Raw genomic sequence first — 18492 nt, forward strand, 5'->3', positions numbered from 1 at the left:
ACTTGACGGCGACTAGATAGGTCTACGGCCAATGACTTTCCTCGTTCTCCTCATGGCGCTCGCCGGTCTGCGCGGCCTCGGGGCCCTCGGTGTGCGCAGGCTCGCGGCCTGGCCGGTCGCCGCGGCGTACGCCCTCGCGCTCATGCTGGTCATGACCGCGAGCGCGCACTTCGTCCCGGCGGGCGTCACCGTCATGCCGAACCACGAGGACCTGGTCCGGATGGTGCCGCCCGCAGTGCCGTTCCCCTCGGCGGCCGTCTACCTCACCGGCGTCCTGGAGTTCCTCGGCGCCCTGGGCCTGGTCATCCCGGCCACCCGCCGCGCGGCGGGCTACTGCCTGGCGGTGCTCTTCGTCGTGATGCTGCCGGCGAACATCCACGCCGCCACGGCGGAGGTTCCGTTCGCCGGCGAGCCGGCATCGCCGCTGTGGCAGCGCATCCCCGAGCAGGTCCTCTACATCGGAGTGGCGCTCTGGGCCACGCGCGGCGCCCGAGCTCTCCCGCTCTCGGGGGCTCCCCGCAGCCGCCCGGTCGCCGAGCCGACGAGCTAAGGCGATGGCCGCTCCCGCCGGGCACCGGATCGGTGCCCGGCGGGGGTTGCCGTCAGTCGCAGGCGATCCCGTCGCCGTCACGGTCCAGGTCGTAGATGTCGCTGCCCACGACCCGAACGGGCCCGTTGACGTACGCGGGACCGTTGCCGCTGCCGCCCGCGCAGTCGACGTCGCTGGCGATCGGCACGCAGGCCCCGCTGTAGTTCGGGTCGCACTGTCGAGTCTGCTTGGTTCCCACGGCGACCACCTGCGTGACCGGCGCCTTCGTGACCACGGACCGCACCAGCTTCTTCCCGGACTGCACGCCGTCGGTGACGGTCACCTGGTACGTGAGGGTCCGGACACCGGCCACACCGCGAGTGCGGACCTTCTTCGTGCCCTCCGCCAGGGAGGAGTCCTTGACCGTCCTGGTCGAGTAGGCGATCTTCTCGGTCGACGTGACGGTCCGGGTCTCCACCTGCGGGGACGGCGAATCGCTCGGTGCCGCCTCGGTCGGGCTCGCCACCGCCGACGGGGTGGCGACATCGACCACGGCCGGGGCGGGAGCGGCCGCCTCGCCGCTGTCGGGCGCGGAGGTGGCCGGGGCGGCGTCCTTCTTGCCGGTGTTCGCCGGCGTGTCCGCGACCGCGCCGATGGCGACGCCGCCGCAGCAGCAGAGCACCAGGACGCCCGCCGTCACGATGGCAACCTGCGCTCCGCGGGAGAGTCGGCGCCACCACGACTGCCGTGGCGACATGGCCGGGTACTGCCCCGTCGGATACGGGACCGCGCCGAACTGGGCGGTCGGCTGCTGGGGCGGCGGGGGCGGGGGCGCCTGGCCGCGCCACGGGTCCTGCGGGGGTGGGTACGTCACGCCTCACAGTGTGCTTGCGGCCTCAACAATTGCTAGCGGCCTATCGGGCACCCTCGGTGCTGACACCTCGACGGCCTGTGACGTCGGACGGCTCCGGCTGGTTGCCCGGAGCGACGAGTGGTGATCAGCTACCCGGCTGGCGGGAAGCGCTGGTCAGCCCGATTCTGGTCCGACCGCGATCAGCAGGTCCTCAGACGAGATCGGCGGTGGCGTCCTGTCGGAGGCCACCGCCGAACCTGAGCACTTCGGATCCGTGCCGTCGTACCCGACGGCTCAGCCCTTGATGTCGCGGGGATCGCGGCTGCGGGGGTAGGTGTTCTTCGCGCCGATCGTGCCGTCCTGCTTCTTGATCACATGCTCGACGCCGCGTTCGGCGGCCGTCTCCCGACCCGCGGCTTCCGCCTCCGACTTGGTGTCGTGCACCGTGCTCGCCCGCTGGTTGCCTTCGGGACGGTTCTTCCACTGCCCGTCCTCGTGGTACGTGTCGATGTCGCCCTTAGCCATGTCGTGGCCTCCCTGGTTCACATGGTCGGTCACGAATATCTGCCCCGTCGGCAGCTACTCCGAAACGTCCCTCCTCGGAACGGCTGTGGGGTTGTGGCTAGATACCGGCCCGGCCGAGGCCGGGACACCTCAGGCCGTGAAGTCGTCCCGCGCGTCACCGGCGTCCTGCTGGACGTGCTCACCGGGCCGCTTGCCCCGGATCTCGTCCTGGCGTCGTACCTCGTCCGCCTCGGACCGTTCGTCCTGGTTCAGGTCACCCAACCGCGCCCGGGCCGGGCCGGCCAGATCCTCGAGGTCGTCCTTCGCCCGTTCGACGCTCATGCCGCCTCCCCTGTCGCCGTGGGCGCCGCCGCGCCCCTCCGCCAGCGGCGTCCCCGACCGTCGAGCACTGAAACCCGGGGGCGTCGGCGGGGACGGGCGCGTGGGTGGTCAATCGGTGGCCGCTCCCAGGTCCGCCGCGTGCCGCAGGGTGGCGGCCAGCCGCTCCCGGTCGTCCTCGCTCAGCGGCACGGCCCCCGCCCGCTCCAACAGCTCCCCGGCGACCGCCGGCTCGTCGAGCACGAGGGCCAGCTCGGCCCGGTAGACCAGCGCCTCGACCTGGGTGACCGGGTCGTCGGCGGCGTCCGGCCGGGACAGCGCCCCGTCGAGGATCCGGGCGGCCTGCCGGTGGTCGCCGCGCGAGTCCGCCTGCACCACGGCGTTCGCCAGCGTCCGGGCCAGCCGCCCGGTCGGGCCCTCGGCGACCGGTGGCGCGCTGCGGGCCACGAACCGGATCCAGTTGCCGCCGGGGTCGACGATGCTGAAGCCGGTGTGCCCGTCCTGGTTCGTCCGCACCCGGGGCCGGGTCATCCGCGGCACCCCCGACACGAGCACCTTGCCGTAGGCCGCCCGCATGCCGGCGGCCAAGTCGCGGTGGATCGCCACGATGTCGTCGACCAGGACCAGGCAGGAGCCGTACGAGGTGGCCGGGTCGAACCCGGGCATGCCGAAGAAGTGCAGGTGGAGGTCCTCGCGGTGCAGGGCTAGGTACGGGTTGGGTCGCGCCTGCCGGTAGCCGACCTGGAAGCCGAGGGCCTGGTAGAAGGGCGCCACGTCGTCCAGGGAGCGGCACGGCAGCAGCGGGATGGTCGTCTCATGGGCCATCCGTTCTTCCTAGCGGGGCGCCGGCGGCGTTCGCACATGGAAATGGCCGAACGGACGAGGGGCCGGTCCCTTTCGGAACCGACCCCTCGCTTGCGACGCGGACGTCGTTACGGCTTCCAGGAGCCCGCGGTGCGCAGGTGGTGCTGGTACTCCACAGTGCCGCTCTTGTTCTTGACGTCGAAGATGAGCTGGCCGCTGCGCTTGCTGCCGCTGGGCAGGTTGTTGCCCGAGCCCATCAGCTTGCCGCAGCCGGAGAAGGCGCCGCCGACGCCGCTCTCCTCGCTGCCGTCGGTGCCGATCCACTTGAAGAAGAACGGGTTGATCGAGCCCGTGCCCTTGGTGACCTCGGCGGTCACGTCGGCGATCAGGTACATGCCGTTCTTCGGCCCCGGCATGAACTCCTGGCAGGCCTTGTCCTTGGTGCGGAAGTTGCCGACCGTGATCTCGACGGTGCCGTCGTCGTCGTTGACGATCAGCTTGTCGCCGGACGGCATGTTGAAGGTCTCGCTGTCGGTCCGGCCCGGCTCCGGCGTCGCCGAGGTGCCGCCGGTCGGGGTGTCGTCTACCGGGTTGCTGTAGGTGACGCCCGGGGTGGGCAGGCTGTCGATGGCGTCCTTGGTCTTCTGCGCCCCGCTGTAGATGGCGAAGATGCCGCCGCCGCAGCACAGCAGCAGCATGACCGCCACCACGATGCCGACGGTGATCCAGACGTTCTTGTTGGACTTCTTGGGCGGCGGGCCGAACTGCCCGGGCGCGGGCGGGTACGGCCCGGTCGGCGGGTAGGCCTCACCCGGGGGCGGCGGGAACTGCCCGGGCGGCGGGGGGAACGCGGCCCCCCCGGTCGGGTACGGCGGCTGCGCCCCGCCCGGCGGCGGGTACGGCGCACCCGACGTCGGCGGCTGCGGCACGTAGGGCGCACCCGAGGGCGGCGCGTACGGCGACTCCGGGGCGGGCGGGTAGCCGCCACCCGGGACCGGCGGGTACGGCGCACCGGAGGTCGGCGGCTGCGGCGGGTACGGGGCGCCCGAGGTCGGCGGCTGCGGCGCGCCCGAGACCGGCGGCTGCGGGCTGCCGGGCACCGGCGGCATCGGCGCGGTGGGGAACGCCTGGGTCGGCGGTTCCTGAGGCTGCTGGTTCGGGTCGTGCGGTCCGAACGGAGGCTGAGGGTGGCTCACCGTACTCCTTGGGCACCTTCGAGATCGTCAGTCGGGACGACGGTACAAGCCGCCCGCAACGCGACCGTCAGGCCCTCACCCGGGTACCAGAACGGCGGCGGTGCGCACCAGATCGGCGTCCACGGCGAACCGACCGGCTATCGATGACGGCGGATCGGTCAGCGCGGTGGCGGTGAGCCGGGCCGCTGCGATGCGGGCGGTGAACGTGCCCGCCTCGGGGTCGAACGTGACCCGGGCGTCGGAGAAGTCCAGCCAGGTCCCGACGAGCGGGCGCCAGACCTTGTAGACGGTCTCCTTGACGCTGAACAGCACGACCGACCAGGCCACCCCGCCGGGCAGCCGGGCCAGCTCCGCCTCCTCCTCGGGCAGGCAGACCTTCCGGCGTACCCCCGCGGGAAGTTCCCGGTGGCCCTCGGCGTCGATGCCCACCGCGCGGATCTCGGCGGCGCGGGCGGCGGCGGCCGCGCAGTAGTCCCGGGTGTGGGTGATGGCCCCGACCACGCCGGCCGGCCAGACCGGGGCGCGGTCGGGGGCCGCGGGCACCGGCGTGGGCGGCAGCCCCAGCCCGGCCAGCGCCCGGCGCGCGCACACCCGGCCGGCGGTGAAGTCCCGGCGGCGGCCCGCCACGGCCCGCTCGCCCAGGCAGGCCCGCTCGGCCGGGAGCAGGGCGCCGGTCCAGTCCGCGGCGCCGGCCACCGCCACGGTGACCTCGGGTGGCAGCAGGTCCCGCATGACGCCGAAACGTACCGCAACCCTGTAACGCCGGTGCGTTCCGGAGCGCTGTTGGGTCGTTGCGGGGAGGCACCGTCCACACACACATGTTCAATCACGAGAGGAACGGCCGATGACGCCTGGTGCGAAGGCGTCGGAATCACGACCGGGCGAGCACGCCCCCGTGACCCCCGACTGGACCTGCGGTTCCTGCGGCGAGGACTGGCCCTGTGTCACGAAACGCGGGCAACTGCTGAACGAGTACCAGGTGGACCGCGCCTCGTTGAGCGTCTATCTCGGCTCCTGCCTGGCGGCCGCCACGCAGGACCTTCGCACCGCTGCGGACTCCACGCTCCAGGACCGGTTCATCGGCTGGGTGCCGCGCGGCCCGCGTACCCTCTGACCCCCGCTTCCGGTGGCCGCCCCGAACCCGACGCGGCGGCCACCGGTCGCGGGCTCAGGGTCGGCGGGGTCGCCGGGTGAGCGCGAAGCCCACCACGCCCGCCACGGCGGCGAGCACGCCGCCCGCGCCGGTCCACACCCAGCGCGAGCCGGGCTCCGGGAGCCAGTCGGTGAGGCCGGCGTCCTCCTCGGCGACCGGTTCCGGGGCCGGCTCCCCGGTGAGCACCGTGCCGGCCCTGGTGTTCGCCACCAGTGGCGCCGCCAGCTCCCCGTCGTCGCCGGACCCGCCGCCCCCGGTGTCCGCGCCGACCAGCAGGTCCACCTCGACCGGCAGGCCGAGGTCGGGCTCGGGCAGGTCGCTGACCGAGAGCCGGAGGTAGTAGGTGCCGGGCAGCGGGTCGCCGGACCACGGCTCCGCCCAGGGCCGGACCCGGCGCAGCGTGCACCCGAGGGTCACGGCGGTCGCGGTCGCCGCGGCGGTCGGGGTCTGCGCGCCGGCCGTGCACGCCTGGCGGCGGCGCAGCCCGTCGAAGACGTCGACGGTCCAGGTGGATGGGCCGGTGCGCGCCCTGCCGCCGAAGGAGACCGTCGCCGTGACCTCGTGGACCTCGCCGGCCTCGGCGCGGAACGACCAGTAGAGGTGGTCGCCGGTGGAGGCGCTCACCCGGACCGGCTGGCCGGGGGTGATGGTCGTGGCGGTGAGGAACGAGGTGCCGGCCTTGGTGACGGTGGCCGCGCCGGGCGACGGGGTCGGCGCCGCACCGGCGGCCGTGGGGGTGAGGGTCAGCCCGGCGGCGGCCAACGCCGCCGCGGAGCGGATCAGGGTACGCATCCTCAGTTCTCCCTCCAGGTGGCCACCCACCAGCGGGTGAGTAGCCCGGCGACCAGCCCGGTGACCAGCCCGGCCAGGGTGAGCAGGAGCAGCAGCGCCCAGCCGCGGCCGAGATCCGGCCCGTCCGGTGCGGGGGACGCGGCGACCACGTCCACGGTCAGCTCCACCGGCATGCCCGGGGTGACCTGGGTGCCGGGTCGCGGTGCGAACGAGTTGCTGACCACCAGGCATACGGTCCGCGCCGGCTGCGTCCCGGTCGGGGCGGGCTCGGGGCTCTCCTCCTCGGCGGCCGACCAGCGCAGCCCGGCCGAGACGACGTCGGTACGCCCGCTGCCGGCGTCGACGCCCCGGACCAGTTCCCGCCCGTCCGGAGTGGTGGCCCGCAGCAGCACGCCGTAGTCCGGGTTCACCGGCCGGTCCAGCGCGACGCTCACCGAGGCGCGCAGCTCCTGACCGGGACGCATTGGCACCCGGTACCAGCGGTGCTCGGCGAACGCCTCCCGGTCGCTGTAGACGCCGGGGGCGAGCAGCGGCGCGCCGTCGCACCCGGCCGACCCGCCGACCACGGTCGGGGTGGCCGTGTACGTGTCCCGGGCCCGGTCCACCAGCTGCTTGATCCGCCCGGTCAGCTCGTCGGCGCTCTGCGCCGCGGTGTACGTGCCACCGGTCGCCCCGGCGATGCAGAGCAGCTGCCGGCGGACCTTCTCGTCGGGGGCCAGGCCCAGCGTGTCGACCACCAGCCTGGTGCCCTGGGCGGCCAGCTCGCGGGCCACCTGGCAGGGGTCGGGCGGCGCGCAGGTGTCCTCGCCGTCGGTGATCAGCACGATCCGGCGGGCGGTGCTGCCGGTGCCCAGGTCCTGCGCGGCGGAGCGGAGCGCGAGCCCGACCGGGGTGAAGCCGGTCGGGCGCAGCGTGGCGACGGCCGCCTTGGCCTGCGTACGGTCCACCGGGCCGACGGGCACGATCTGCTGGGTGTCCCGGCAGCCCTGCTTCTTGTCCTCGCCCCGGTAGGTGGCGCCGAGGACCCGGATGCCGAGCTGGGTCTCGTCCGGCAGCGCGTCGACCACCTCGTTGAACGCCTGCTGGGCCACCGAGATCCGGCTGCGCCCGTCGATGTCCCGGGCCCGCATCGAGCCGCTGACGTCCAGGACCAGTTCGACCTTGGGCGGCTCGGCGGGAGGTTCGGGGGTCTCGTCGTCGGCCGCGGCGGGCGGCGGACCGATCAGCGCGGTCGCCGTCAGAAGTCCGATCAGGACGGCCGCCGATCGTCTCTTGTTGATCACGGGCGAAGTGTAGTGAGATCCACTGTGGAAGATCATCCGGGTCGCCTGATCAAGCTCGATCGATGCGACAGGTGGCATGATCAGGAGTTGCGGCGTGGCCGCCCGCGCCGGCGGATGGTAGGGAATTCGTGACGTTTCCGCAGGGTGACGCACCGTGAGTTGCCCGATGTAAACCTTTTGTGGGGTGGCGCATTCGTCGGAAATCTGACCAGGGTCGACCCGTTGTGCCACTGCCGCACTGTGGTTAAGCTCTGTCTTGCGCGCCCCAATCGCCCGCTTCCCCCGTGGCAGGCGATCGGGGCGCGCTTTTTCGTACCCGAACCCGCCGACGGCGGACGGTCCCTTGATCGCAACCGGTTTTCCGGCCCGGCGGGTGCCCCCGCCGGGCCGCGCCGGTCAGATCCAGCGACCGTCCAACCACATCCGGGCGGACCAGTCCGCGTAGGCCATCAGCCGGCCCACGAAGATCGGGTAGAAGTAGCCGAAACAGAGGCCGACCAGCAGTACGTACGCGCCCGCGATGATCCCGCCGACCAGGCGGCGGTCGGCGGTCGCCTCGGCGCTCGGCGGCGCCGCCGTGCCGGCGGCCGGGGCGGGCGAGACGATCGCGCCGAGCACGTAGACCACGGCGAGCACCAGGAACGGCACCGCCGGCGCGGCGTAGAAGGAGAACATCGTGCGGCCGTCGAGCGCGAACCAGAACCAGGGGAGCAGGCCGGCGGCGACGCTGAGCAGGATGGCGCCGGCCCGCCAGTCGCGCCGGGCCAGCCCGAGCCAGACCGTCGCCGCCAGCGCCGGCAGGAACGACCACCACAGCAGCGGAGTGCCCAGCAGCAGGATCTCCGAGGCGCAGCTCGGCGCTCCGCAGTTGCCGTCGCCGGACCAGTAGAAGGCGACCGGCCGGCCGAGCAGCAGCCACTGCCACGGCCAGGACTGGTACTTGTGCGGGTCGTCGAGCTGGGTGTGGAAGCCGTAGGCGGCCTTGTGGTATTCCCACAGGTTGATCAGCGGGCCGATGACCGGGGTGTCGCTCAGCCCCGGGGTGTTCGGATAGCGGCTGGCCAGGCGGTAGTAGCCCTCGTCGCCGAGCAGCCAGCCCGACCAGGTGAGCACGTAGGTGACGACCATCAGCGCGCCGGCCGCCAGCAGCCAGGGCAGCTCGTCCAGCAGGGCGTCACGCCACGGGCGGCGGACCCCGGCCGAGCGGCGCACCCCGACCTCCCAGAGGAGCACGAGCAGCGCGAAGGCCGGGACGAAGTAGAGGCCGCTCCACTTCACCGCGCAGGCGCAACCGAGCAGGACGCCGGCGGCCAGCCGCCACCACGGCCAGTCCCGCCAGGTCGACGGCGGCCGGCCCGCCCGCCCCGGCAGCGTCGGGTCGAGCCCCGCCTCCAGGGCCCGGGTCCAGCGCCGCCGCCGGGCGTCCCGGTCCAGCACCAGCGCGCCGAACGCGGCCAGCACGAACAGCAGCAGGAAGATGTCGAGCAGCGCGGTGCGGGAGAGCACGAAGTGGAAGCCGTCCAGGGCCAGCAGCAGCCCGGCCGCGCAGCCCAGCGTGGTGGAGCGGAACATCCGCCGGCCGATCCGCACCAGCAGCAGCACCGACAGGGTGCCGGCGACGGCCGCCGCGAACCGCCAGCCGAACTCGGGGGCGGTGGTGAGCAGGTGCCCCGGCACGGAAATCTTCGTCTCGGCGTCCTGGTAGCCGAAGGCCCACTCGCCCAGGCCGATGAGCCACTTGCCCAGCGGCGGATGTACCACGTACGACGGGGCGTTGTCCTTGTAGTTCCACTCGACGCCGCGGTCGATCAGCCCGTACGCGTCACGCGCGTAGTAGATCTCGTCGAAGATCTTCCCGTTGGGGCCGCTCAGCCCGACGAACCGCAGGATGGCCGCGATCGCCACCACCACCCCGGTGGCCAGCCAGGCACGGCCCCGGTCGAGGCGGGCGTCGACGGTGTCGAGCCGTCGCCGGACGACGGACGGGAGCCGGCCGCCGCCGCCACTCGTGGCGGGGCCGGTGGCCTGGTCGGCGCTGGTCGGCTCGACGGCGGACCCGCCCGCGTTCGCGCTCTGTGCTGTCGACGCACTCGTCACCCGGCGATCGTAGGCTGCGAAGGTGCCCGGTGGCGCCCGTCGTCTCCGAGATTGGTACGGCCGTCGATGAAGGAGCGCACGTCGTGGGTGAAATGTCCGAGGTTGGCCGCCTGGTGCTGCTCGGTGCGCCGCTGGGCAACCCGGCCGACGCGTCCGCCCGGTTCCGCGAGGTGCTCGCCGCCGCCGACGTGGTCGCCGCCGAGGACACCCGGCGGCTCACCCGGTTGGCCCGCGACCTGGCGGTCACCGTGCCGGGCCGGATCGTCTCCTACTTCGAGGGCAACGAGGAGCGGCGCACCCCGGAACTGGTCGACGTCCTCGCCGCCGGCTACACCGTCGCGCTGGTCACCGACGGCGGGATGCCCAGCGTCTCCGACCCCGGCTACCGGCTGGTCCGGGCCGCCCTGGACGCCGGTGTCCCGGTCACCGCGGCCCCCGGGCCGAGCGCCGTGACCACCGCCCTGGCGCTGTCCGGGCTGCCGTGCGACCGGTTCTGCTTCGAGGGCTTCCTGCCCCGCACGCCCGGCGCCCGCCGGTCCCGGCTGCGCGCGCTCGCCGCCGAGGAGCGCACCCTGGTGCTCTTCGAGGCGCCGCACCGGATCGCCGGAGCGCTGGCCGACCTGGCCGAGGCGTTCGGCCCGGACCGGCCCGCCGCACTGTGCCGCGAGCTGACGAAGACGTACGAGGAAGTGGTCCGCCGGCCGCTCGGCGAGCTGGCCGAGTGGGCCGCGGCGGGCGATCCGCGCGGCGAGATCACCCTGGTCGTGGCGGGGGCGCCGCCGGCCGCCGCCGTCCGGCCGGACGACGACACGCTGCGCGCCGCGGTGGCCGCGCGGGAGGCGGCCGGGCTGTCCCGCCGCGACGCCGTCACGGAGGTGGCGACGGAGTACGGCCTGCGCCGCCGCGAGGTCTACACGGTCGTGCACAGCTGAAAGGAAGGGCCCCCTGTTAACGCCTCCGGTATAGGAGGGGTCCCCTCCTAACGCGGCTACCAGGCCCAGCCCAGGAAACCGACGGTGATCAGCAGCGGGCCGGCCAGCGCCACGCCCACCGCCCAGCGGCGGTGCCGGGGGTCCGGCAGCCGGGTGGCGCCGGTCCAGCGGGCGATCCCGGCGGCGCAGCCGGCCACCAGGAGCAGCCCGAGCAGCCAGCGCAGGTGCCGGCCGGCGCCGGCGTCCGCGTAGGCGGTGCCGGCGGCCGGTCCGGTCATCCGGGCGGGCAGCACCGAGCCGGTGGCGCTGCGGTCGGCCGGCACCCCGCTGACCCGCACGCCGTGGGCCAGGAAGCGCTCGCCGTCGGCCAGGAAGAGCCCCCGGCAGCGCTGGGTCAGCCCGCCGCCGCTGCAATCGGTGATCACAGCGGTGCCGCTCGTGCCGTGCCCCACAGCCAGCCAGAACGGCCCGGCGCTCACCCAGGCGAAGAACGCCGCCAGCAGGCTCAGCGACAGCAGCACGGACAGGCCGGTGACCGGGTCCGGGGGACGCGCCGGACGGCGGTCGCGCCGGGCCGCCGACCGCCGGAGCGGCCACCGGGTGCGCCGGCGGCGCGGCTCCTCCCGCAGCGGGGTGCCGTCCCAGTGCACCTCCTCGATCGGCGCCCAGGCGGCCCCGCCGTCGGCCGGAGCGGACCGCCGGTGCCAGCGCGGCTGCCGGACCGGCACCCGGCGGGGGACGGCGTCCACCGGCGCCCCGGTGGTCGGTTCCACCTCGACGGGCGGGTCCGCCGGGTCCAGCCGGGGCTGGGGAGCCACCGTGCCGCGCGCCGGGATCCGCCGCGCGGCCTCCTCGGCCGCGGGCGCGGAGGAGGGCCCGCCCGGCCCGGGCGCCGCTGGTCTGCTGGTCACGCCGTTCATTTCACACCGGCAAGCCGGGGTCGCCGGGCAGCTCAGACCGCGTGTCGGCGACAAATCGGGCGTACGGCGGGGGCCGGCGCGTGGGACGCGCCCTATTGGTTCGCCGGTGTCCCGCGGCAATCACTAGGCTTGGCGCTCATGAGTCACGTTCTCGCCGCGGTCGCCTGGCCCTACGCCAACGGCCCGCGCCACATCGGCCACGTATCCGGATTCGGCGTTCCCTCCGACGTCTTCGCCCGGTACATGCGGATGGCCGGTCACGACGTGCTCATGGTCTCCGGCACCGACGAGCACGGCACCCCGATCCAGGTGCAGGCCGACGCCGAGGGAGTCACCCCCCGCGAGCTGGCCGACCGCTACAACCGGGTGATCGCCGAGGACCTGCGGGCGCTGGGCCTGTCGTACGACCTGTTCACCCGGACCACCACCCGCAACCACTACGCGGTGGTGCAGGAGTTGTTCGAGGGGCTCCACCGCAACGGCTACATCGTCCCCAAGGTCACCACCGGGGCGATCTCCCCGTCCACCGGCCGGACCCTGCCCGACCGCTACATCGAGGGCACCTGCCCGATCTGCGGCTACGACAGCGCCCGCGGTGACCAGTGCGACAACTGCGGCAACCAGCTCGACCCGATCGACCTGATCAACCCCAAGTCGAAGATCAACGGCGAGACGCCGGAGTTCGTGGAGACCGAGCACTTCTTCCTGGACCTGCCGGCCCTGGCCGACGCGCTGCGGCAGTGGCTGGACAGCCGGGAGGGCTGGCGCCCCAACGTGCTGCGCTTCTCCCGCAACCTGCTCGACGACCTCCAGCCCCGGGCCATCACCCGCGACCTGGAGTGGGGCGTGCCGATCCCGCTCGACGGCTGGCGCGACCGGCCCGACAAGCGGATCTACGTCTGGTTCGACGCGGTGATCGGCTACCTGTCCGCCTCCATCGAGTGGGCCCGCCGCACCGGCGACCCGGAGGCCTGGCGGAAGTGGTGGTCCGCCGACGGGGAAGGTAAGGACGCCCGCGGCTACTACTTCATGGGCAAGGACAACATCGTCTTCCACTCGGTGATCTGGCCGGCGCTGCTCGGCGGCTACTCCGGCGAGGGCTCCCGGGACGGCGAGCCCGGCCGGCTGGGCCGGCTCAACCTGCCCACCGAGGTGGTCTCCAGCGAATACCTGACCATGGAGGGGCGGAAGTTCTCGTCCTCCCGCAAGGTCGTCATCTACGTCCGCGACTTCCTGGCGCGGTACGACGCCGACGCGCTGCGCTACTTCATCGCGGTGGCCGGCCCGGAGAGCAACGACACGGACTTCACCTGGGCCGAGTTCCTCCGCCGCAACAACGACGAGCTGGTCGCCGGCTGGGGCAACCTGGTCAACCGGTCCATCTCGATGGCGGCGAAGAACTTCGGCGCGATCCCGCCGGTCGACGCCGCCGGGCTCACCGAGGCCGACCGGGCCCTGCTGGACACCGCCAGGGCCGGCTTCGGCACCGTCGGTGACCTGATCGCCCGGCACCGGCAGAAGCAGGCCATCGGCGAGGCCATGAAGGTCGTCGCCGAGGCCAACAAGTACCTGTCCGAGCAGGCGCCCTGGAAGCTCAAGGGCTCCGACGACAAGCCCCGGATGGGCACCATCCTGCACGTCGCCCTCCAGGTCGTGAGCGACGCCAACACGCTGCTCACCCCGTTCCTGCCGCACTCCGCGCAGCAGATCCACGAGCTGCTCGGCGGCACCGGGGTGCACGCGCCCATGCCGGTGATCGAGGAGGTCGAGGACCTCGACGGCGGACCCGGGTACCCGGTGCTGACCGGCGACTACACGGTCGGGGCGCGCTGGGAGTCCGTACCCCTGGAGGCGGGCCGGCCGCTCGCGGCGCCCAAGCCGGTGTTCCGCAAGCTCGACCCGTCGATCGTCGACGAGGAGCTGGCCCGGCTGGCCGGCTGAGCCGACCGACGCACGACGCGGCCCCGGGGAAACCCCGGGGCCGCGTGCCGTCGCCGGCTCAGGCGCGGGCCATCTGCGGTTTGCCGATGAACTCCATGATCGCCTTGTTGACCTCGGTGGGGTGCGTCCACGGCGTGCCGTGCGGCGCCCCTTGCAGGGTGACCATCCGGCAGTCGGACAGCATGTTCTGCAACCGCTGGCCCGTCACCGGGTACGGCAGCACGTTGTCCTTGTCGCCCTGGATGATCAGCACCGGGATGGTGATGTTCGGCAGGTCGCCCCGGAAGTCCGTCAGCCAGGCGTCCACGCTGTCGTGGGTGCCCTTCGCCGACGCCCGCGCGCCGATCTCCCAGTGCGCCCGGTACGCCTCCTCGCTGACCCACTTGCCCTTGTTCTCGCTGTAGTTGAAGAACGCGTCGCAGAACTGGGTCAGGTAGGCGAACCGGTCCTGGATGATGGCCGCCTTGAACCCGTCGAACAGGCTCTGGTCGACGCCTTCGGGATTGTCGGCCGTCTTCAGCAGGAACGGCGCCAACGGCGCCATCAGCACCGCCCGGTCGACCCGGTCCGACCCGTACGCGCCCAGGTAGCGGGTCACCTCGCCGGTGCCCATCGAGTGCCCGATCAGGATCGCGTTGCGCAGGTCCAGCTCGGTCATCAGCATGTCGAGGTCGGCCGCGAAGGTGTTGTAGTCGTAGCCGAACGCCGGTTGGGCGGAGTTGCCGAATCCGCGCCGGTCGTACGTGATCACCCGGTAGCCGGCCGCGAGCAGCGGGTTGGCCATCTTCTCCCAGGTCGCCCCGTTGAACGGGAACCCGTGGATCAGGACGATCGGCTGGCCGGAGCCGTGATCCTCGTAGTAGAGGTCGATGGGTGCGGAATTCTCCGTACCGACGGTGACGAAAGGCATGTCGGGTTCTCTCCCCTTGCGTGCGTCTCGGACGCCCGCGCTTTCCCGGCCCGCTCCCGCTTATGCCGTCCGGTACGGCAGATCCACCACCCGGTCGTCGGTCAGCTCGCCGCCCGGCGCCCACGTCTCGTAGACGCCTCGCTCGTGGCACTGCGCCCCGGTCGTGGCCACCGCGTCCGGATCCGGCCGGCACAGCCGCAGCCGCAGCCAGCCCGCCTCCTCCCGGAGCACCAGGCAGGGCACCCCGCGCCAGGCGGCGTAGCGCAGCCGGCGGGCCGCCGACTCCACCGGGTAACGGGCCGCCCGGGTCATGGCCAGCACGCGGAACCCACCGGGCTGGTCGGCCACCGCCTCGTACTCGACGCCGCCGTACCCGCCGACGAGCTGGGTGGAGCGGGGCGCGTCGCCGGTCGGCACGTACTCCTGGTCGGGGGAGAGGCCGGGCACCGCGGCGAGCAGGTGCCGCCACTGCGGGCCGACCATGCGCAGCCAGCCCCGCTGCTCCGCCTGGTAGGTGTAGAGCACCACCTCCACCCCCTCCGCCGGGTAGGCGAGCAGGGTGGCGTTCGCCGGCATCGGCAGGTCGGCGAAGTCGCGGGTGACGAACTCCGGGACGAGCTGGGCGTTGCTCGGCACGAACCCGGTGCCCAGCACCGCCGGCCCGAGCCGGTCCCGCGGCGGCAGTGCCGTCAGCCCCTGGTGCGCCGGACCGACCGGCACGTCGTAGTCCGCCGGGTCGGTGGCGCGCCAGCGCAGCGCGTACGCCACGTCGCCGCCCTCCGAGTCGCCCCGCAGCACCGCCATCCCCGCCGGGGTGCGCAGGTGCGCCACGTCGTGCTCCCGGTGGCAGAAGCCGTGCGGCAGCCAGCCCCGCACGTAGCCGGCGAGCTGGCGGGCGGAGAGCACCTTCACCATCCGGGTGCCCGGCCGGATCATCGCCGAGCCGCGCACCGCCGCGAGGGTCGGGTCGGCCGCCGCACCCGGCTGCTGGCTGAGCTGGTGCAGGTACGCCCAGCCGTGCTCCCGGTGCAGCGGCATGAGCAGCGGCGGGTCCAGGTCCTCCGTCGGCTCGGCCGCCCCGTGCACCGCGCTCACCTCGGTGACGTGCACGAACCTCCGCCACGGGTACGGCACCCCGGGCCGGGGCGCCCACTCGAACCCGGGCGCCTCCTCGGCGCTGAACAGCTCGTACGCCGCGCCCCGGGCGATCTCCTCCGCCGGGTGGACGCGGCCGTCGTACGTCACGCGCAGCCCGGTCCGCTCGGGGGCGGCCTCGCCGGCCTGAGGTGTGACGGTCACGCACCGCACCGTAGGCGCGGCAGATGTGGTGCACGTGAACAGTCGGTGGCGGTCCGGAAACGCCGGCGCGCGGCGGTGTGTGATGCTGGCCGCGATGAGCGAGCAGACCGAAACCCGCAAGCAGCGTGCCGCCCGCCGGGCCGGTGAGTTCCCGCCCGCCCCGGAGCCGCTCGCGGTGCCCGTGCTGGACAGCCATACCCACCTCGACATCACGGTCAGCGAGGCCGGTGTACCCGGCGGCCCGGCCGACGACCCGGTGGCGGCGGCCGTCGCGGTGGCCGCCGGCGTCGGCGTGGACCGGCTCGTGCAGGTGGGCGTGGACGTCGAGTCCTCCCGGTGGGGCGCCGACGTCGCCGAGCGCTACGGCGCGGTGCTGGCCACCGTGGCCCTGCACCCGAACGAGGCGCCCCGCCTGGCCGACCTGGACGAGGCGCTGCGCGAGATCGAGGCCCTCGCCGGCCGGAGCAGGGTCCGCGGCATCGGCGAGACCGGGATGGACTTCTTCCGCACCGGCGACGAGGGGCGGGCCGCGCAGGAGGAGAGCTTCCGGGCGCACATCGCCATCGCCAAGCGGCACGGCAAGGCGCTGGTCATCCACGACCGCGACGCGCACGCCGACGTGCTGCGGATCCTCGACGACGAGGGCGCGCCGGACACCGTGGTGCTGCACTGCTTCTCCGGCGACGCCGACTTCGCCCGCGAGTGCGTCCGCCGCGGCTACCTGCTCAGCTTCGCCGGCACGGTCACCTTCGGCAGCGCCACCGCCCTGCGCGAGGCCGCCGCGGTCACCCCGCCCGGGCAGCTGCTCGTGGAGACCGACGCGCCGTACCTCACTCCCATGCCGCACCGGGGGCGGCCGAACGCCTCGTACCTGATCCCGCTGACCGTCCGGTTCCTGGCCGAGACCACGGGGACCGACCTCGACGAGCTGTGCGCGGCGATCTCCGCGACCGGCGAGCGCGCCTTCGGGCCGTGGTGAAAGGATGCCCGGCGTGACCGGTCTCCTCGGCCCGGCGGAGATCCGGGAGCTCGCCGCGCGGCTCGGCGTGACGCCGACCAAGAAGCTCGGCCAGAACTTCGTGCACGACCCGAACACGGTCCGCCGGATCGTCACCACCGCCGGGCTCGCCCCGGACGACGTGGCGCTGGAGGTCGGCCCCGGCCTCGGCTCGCTCACCCTGGCCCTGCTCCCGGTGGCCGCGCACGTGCACGCCGTCGAACTCGACCCGGCCCTGGCCGCCGCGCTGCCGGAGACCGCCGCCCGGTTCGCCGGCCCGGACGCCGCCCGGCTCACCGTGCACCCCGCCGACGCGCTGCGGGTCACCGCCGCCGAACTGGCCGACCCGGCGCCGACCGCGCTGGTGGCGAACCTGCCGTACAACGTCGCCGTGCCGGTGGTGCTGCACCTGCTCGCCGAGCTGCCCACCCTGCGCCACGGCCTCGTGATGGTGCAGAAGGAGGTCGCCGACCGGCTCGTCGCCGGTCCCGGTTCCAAGGTGTACGGCATCCCGTCGGTGAAACTCGCCTGGTACGCCCGCTCCCGGGCCGCCGGCAAGGTCCCGCCGAACGTCTTCTGGCCGGTGCCGAACGTCGACTCCGGGCTGGTCGCCTTCACCCGGCGCGACCCGCCCCGCACCGACGTACCCCGGGCGGCCGTCTTCGCGGTGGTCGACGCGGCGTTCGCGCAGCGCCGCAAGACCCTGCGCGCCGCGCTCGCGGGCTGGGCCGGCGGTGCGGACCGGGCCGCGGCGGCGCTCACCGCCGCCGGCGTCGACCCCGGCGCACGCGGCGAGTCACTCACCGTGGAGCAGTTCGCCGCCATCGCCGCGTCGGCCCCGGCCGCTTCCGCGGGCGCCCAGTAGGCTGGCGCCGTTGCCGACCCCGCCCGAGGAGCTGACCGTGCAGAAGCCGTTCGACATCCGCCTGCGCCCGCGGGACATCGTCCCGTGACCGAGGCCTGGCGACCGGACGACGAGGACGGGCAGCGGCGCGGGGCCAGCGGCCCGGTGAAGGTGCGGGTGCCGGCCAAGGTCAACCTGCACCTCGGGGTGGGGCCGCTGCGCCGGGACGGCTACCACGAGCTGAACACCGTCTACCACGCCATCTCCATCTACGACGAGCTGACCGCCCGCCGCGGCGACACCCTGACCCTCACCATGGAGGGCGAGGGCGCCGGCGAACTGGCCCTGGACGACTCCAACCTGGTGATCCGGGCCGCCCACGCCCTCGCCGGCTACGCGGGCGTCCTGCCGCACGCCCGGCTGCACCTGCGCAAGCAGATCCCGCTCGCCGGCGGGCTGGCCGGCGGCAGCGCCGACGCGGCCGCCGCGCTGGTCGCCTGCGACGCGCTCTGGGGCACCGGGCTGTCCCGCGACGAGCTGGCCGGGATCGCCGCCGACCTCGGCTCCGACGTGCCGTTCCTGATCTACGGCGGCACCGCGCTGGGCACCGGGCGGGGCGAGGCGGTCAGCCCCGTGCTGGCCCGCCCCACCTCCTGGCACTGGGTGGTGGCCCTCGCCGACGGCGGCCTCTCCACCCCGGCCGCCTACCGGGAGCTGGACCGGCTCCGCGACGCCGGCACCGCCGGGGAGCCGCTGGGCAGCACCGACACCCTGCTGGGCGCGCTGCGCCAGCGCGACCCGCGGGTGCTCGCCGCCGCCCTCGGCAACGACCTCCAGGCCGCCGCGCTGACCATGCGCCCGTCGCTGGCCGAGACGCTCAAGGCGGGGGAGGCGGCCGGCGCGCTCGCCGGCCTCGTCTCCGGCTCCGGCCCGACCTGCGTCTTCCTCGCTCGGGACGAGGCCGACGCCGGCCGGATCGCCGCCGAAATGGAGGCTGCGGGCGTCTGCCGAGAGGCGCGCACCGCGCACGGGCCGGTGGCCGGCGCACGGACCATCTGATCCCCGTTGGCGCACCACGGCCGCACCGTCGCGTATCACC

General features: G+C 74.0%; 19 protein-coding genes. 6 read left to right on the forward strand and 13 right to left on the reverse strand.

The genetic code is table 11. The features are described 5' to 3' along the window. Nucleotides 1-330 precede the first annotated feature (330 nt). From ABZS80_RS00210 to ABZS80_RS00240, 7 genes are all read right to left on the reverse strand, one after another. Nucleotides 331-438, reverse strand: coding sequence for a hypothetical protein (locus ABZS80_RS00210; protein ID WP_151464308.1), 108 nt, complete (start codon nt 436-438; stop codon nt 331-333). A 164-nt stretch (nt 439-602) separates the two neighbouring features. Further along, the gene (locus ABZS80_RS00215; protein ID WP_355053709.1) at nt 603-1403 is read right to left on the reverse strand and encodes a G5 domain-containing protein; all 801 of its coding nucleotides are present in this window, start codon (nt 1401-1403) and stop codon (nt 603-605) included. 273 nt (nt 1404-1676) lie between these two features. Then, nucleotides 1677-1940, reverse strand: a complete 264-nt coding sequence (locus tag ABZS80_RS00220) for a DUF2188 domain-containing protein (RefSeq protein ID WP_355053710.1) — start codon at nt 1938-1940, stop codon at nt 1677-1679. 96 nt (nt 1941-2036) lie between these two features. Next, the gene (locus ABZS80_RS00225; RefSeq protein ID WP_151464306.1) at nt 2037-2228 is read right to left on the reverse strand and encodes a general stress protein CsbD; all 192 of its coding nucleotides are present in this window, start codon (nt 2226-2228) and stop codon (nt 2037-2039) included. A 108-nt stretch (nt 2229-2336) separates the two neighbouring features. Then, the gene (locus ABZS80_RS00230; protein ID WP_355053711.1) at nt 2337-3050 is read right to left on the reverse strand and encodes a VOC family protein; all 714 of its coding nucleotides are present in this window, start codon (nt 3048-3050) and stop codon (nt 2337-2339) included. 107 nt (nt 3051-3157) lie between these two features. After that, complete coding sequence (locus tag ABZS80_RS00235; protein ID WP_355053712.1) at nt 3158-4225, reverse strand: hypothetical protein; 1068 nt, start codon at nt 4223-4225, stop codon at nt 3158-3160. A 75-nt stretch (nt 4226-4300) separates the two neighbouring features. Then, nucleotides 4301-4957 carry a 4'-phosphopantetheinyl transferase superfamily protein gene (locus ABZS80_RS00240; protein ID WP_355053713.1) on the reverse strand — a complete coding sequence of 219 codons (657 nt, stop codon included), beginning with the start codon at nt 4955-4957 and terminating at the stop codon, nt 4301-4303. A gap of 163 nt (nt 4958-5120) precedes the next feature. Between ABZS80_RS00240 and ABZS80_RS00245 the strand changes: the two genes are divergently transcribed. After that, nucleotides 5121-5339 carry a hypothetical protein gene (locus ABZS80_RS00245; RefSeq protein ID WP_355053714.1) on the forward strand — a complete coding sequence of 73 codons (219 nt, stop codon included), beginning with the start codon at nt 5121-5123 and terminating at the stop codon, nt 5337-5339. Between the two features lie 54 nt (nt 5340-5393). Here the strand turns inward: ABZS80_RS00245 and ABZS80_RS00250 are convergent, their stop codons facing one another. The 3 genes from ABZS80_RS00250 to ABZS80_RS00260 form a co-directional block, all read right to left on the reverse strand. After that, nucleotides 5394-6170: a peptidase gene (locus tag ABZS80_RS00250; RefSeq protein WP_355053715.1), complete on the reverse strand. Its 777-nt coding sequence runs from the start codon at nt 6168-6170 to the stop codon at nt 5394-5396. A gap of 2 nt (nt 6171-6172) precedes the next feature. Continuing rightward, entirely contained in the window at nt 6173-7453 is a 1281-nt protein-coding gene (locus ABZS80_RS00255; RefSeq protein ID WP_355053716.1) for a VWA domain-containing protein, read from the reverse strand. A 396-nt stretch (nt 7454-7849) separates the two neighbouring features. Further along, the gene (locus tag ABZS80_RS00260) at nt 7850-9550 is read right to left on the reverse strand and encodes a phospholipid carrier-dependent glycosyltransferase (protein ID WP_355053717.1); all 1701 of its coding nucleotides are present in this window, start codon (nt 9548-9550) and stop codon (nt 7850-7852) included. An 83-nt stretch (nt 9551-9633) separates the two neighbouring features. On the opposite strand from ABZS80_RS00260, the gene rsmI reads away from it, so the two are divergent. Then, nucleotides 9634-10482, forward strand: coding sequence for a 16S rRNA (cytidine(1402)-2'-O)-methyltransferase (gene rsmI, locus ABZS80_RS00265; RefSeq protein ID WP_355053718.1), 849 nt, complete (start codon nt 9634-9636; stop codon nt 10480-10482). Nucleotides 10483-10538: 56 nt separating this feature from the next. Here rsmI and ABZS80_RS00270 read toward each other — a convergent pair whose 3' ends face one another. Beyond that, on the reverse strand, nt 10539-11402 hold the full coding sequence (locus ABZS80_RS00270) for a hypothetical protein (protein WP_355053719.1): 864 nt from the start codon (nt 11400-11402) through the stop codon (nt 10539-10541). Nucleotides 11403-11540: 138 nt separating this feature from the next. On the opposite strand from ABZS80_RS00270, the gene metG reads away from it, so the two are divergent. Further along, nucleotides 11541-13343: a methionine--tRNA ligase gene (metG, locus tag ABZS80_RS00275; protein WP_355053720.1), complete on the forward strand. Its 1803-nt coding sequence runs from the start codon at nt 11541-11543 to the stop codon at nt 13341-13343. A gap of 58 nt (nt 13344-13401) precedes the next feature. Here the strand turns inward: metG and ABZS80_RS00280 are convergent, their stop codons facing one another. Beyond that, nucleotides 13402-14253 (reverse strand): alpha/beta hydrolase, encoded by an 852-nt coding sequence (locus tag ABZS80_RS00280; RefSeq protein ID WP_355053721.1) that lies wholly within the window; start codon nt 14251-14253, stop codon nt 13402-13404. A gap of 60 nt (nt 14254-14313) precedes the next feature. After that, the gene (locus ABZS80_RS00285) at nt 14314-15552 is read right to left on the reverse strand and encodes a hypothetical protein (protein WP_355053722.1); all 1239 of its coding nucleotides are present in this window, start codon (nt 15550-15552) and stop codon (nt 14314-14316) included. An 82-nt stretch (nt 15553-15634) separates the two neighbouring features. Here ABZS80_RS00285 and ABZS80_RS00290 point away from each other — a divergent pair, with 82 nt between their 5' ends. The 3 genes from ABZS80_RS00290 to ABZS80_RS00300 all read left to right on the forward strand — a co-directional run bounded on the left by ABZS80_RS00290 (nt 15635) and on the right by ABZS80_RS00300 (nt 18452). Further along, nucleotides 15635-16531: a TatD family hydrolase gene (locus ABZS80_RS00290; protein WP_355053723.1), complete on the forward strand. Its 897-nt coding sequence runs from the start codon at nt 15635-15637 to the stop codon at nt 16529-16531. A 13-nt stretch (nt 16532-16544) separates the two neighbouring features. Beyond that, nucleotides 16545-17414, forward strand: coding sequence for a 16S rRNA (adenine(1518)-N(6)/adenine(1519)-N(6))-dimethyltransferase RsmA (rsmA, locus tag ABZS80_RS00295; protein WP_355053724.1), 870 nt, complete (start codon nt 16545-16547; stop codon nt 17412-17414). A gap of 84 nt (nt 17415-17498) precedes the next feature. Continuing rightward, nucleotides 17499-18452: a 4-(cytidine 5'-diphospho)-2-C-methyl-D-erythritol kinase gene (locus ABZS80_RS00300; RefSeq protein WP_355053725.1), complete on the forward strand. Its 954-nt coding sequence runs from the start codon at nt 17499-17501 to the stop codon at nt 18450-18452. Nucleotides 18453-18492 lie beyond the last annotated feature (40 nt).

The organism is Micromonospora sp. NPDC005305 (genome assembly GCF_040607315.1).
Lineage (GTDB): Bacteria > Actinomycetota > Actinomycetes > Mycobacteriales > Micromonosporaceae > Micromonospora.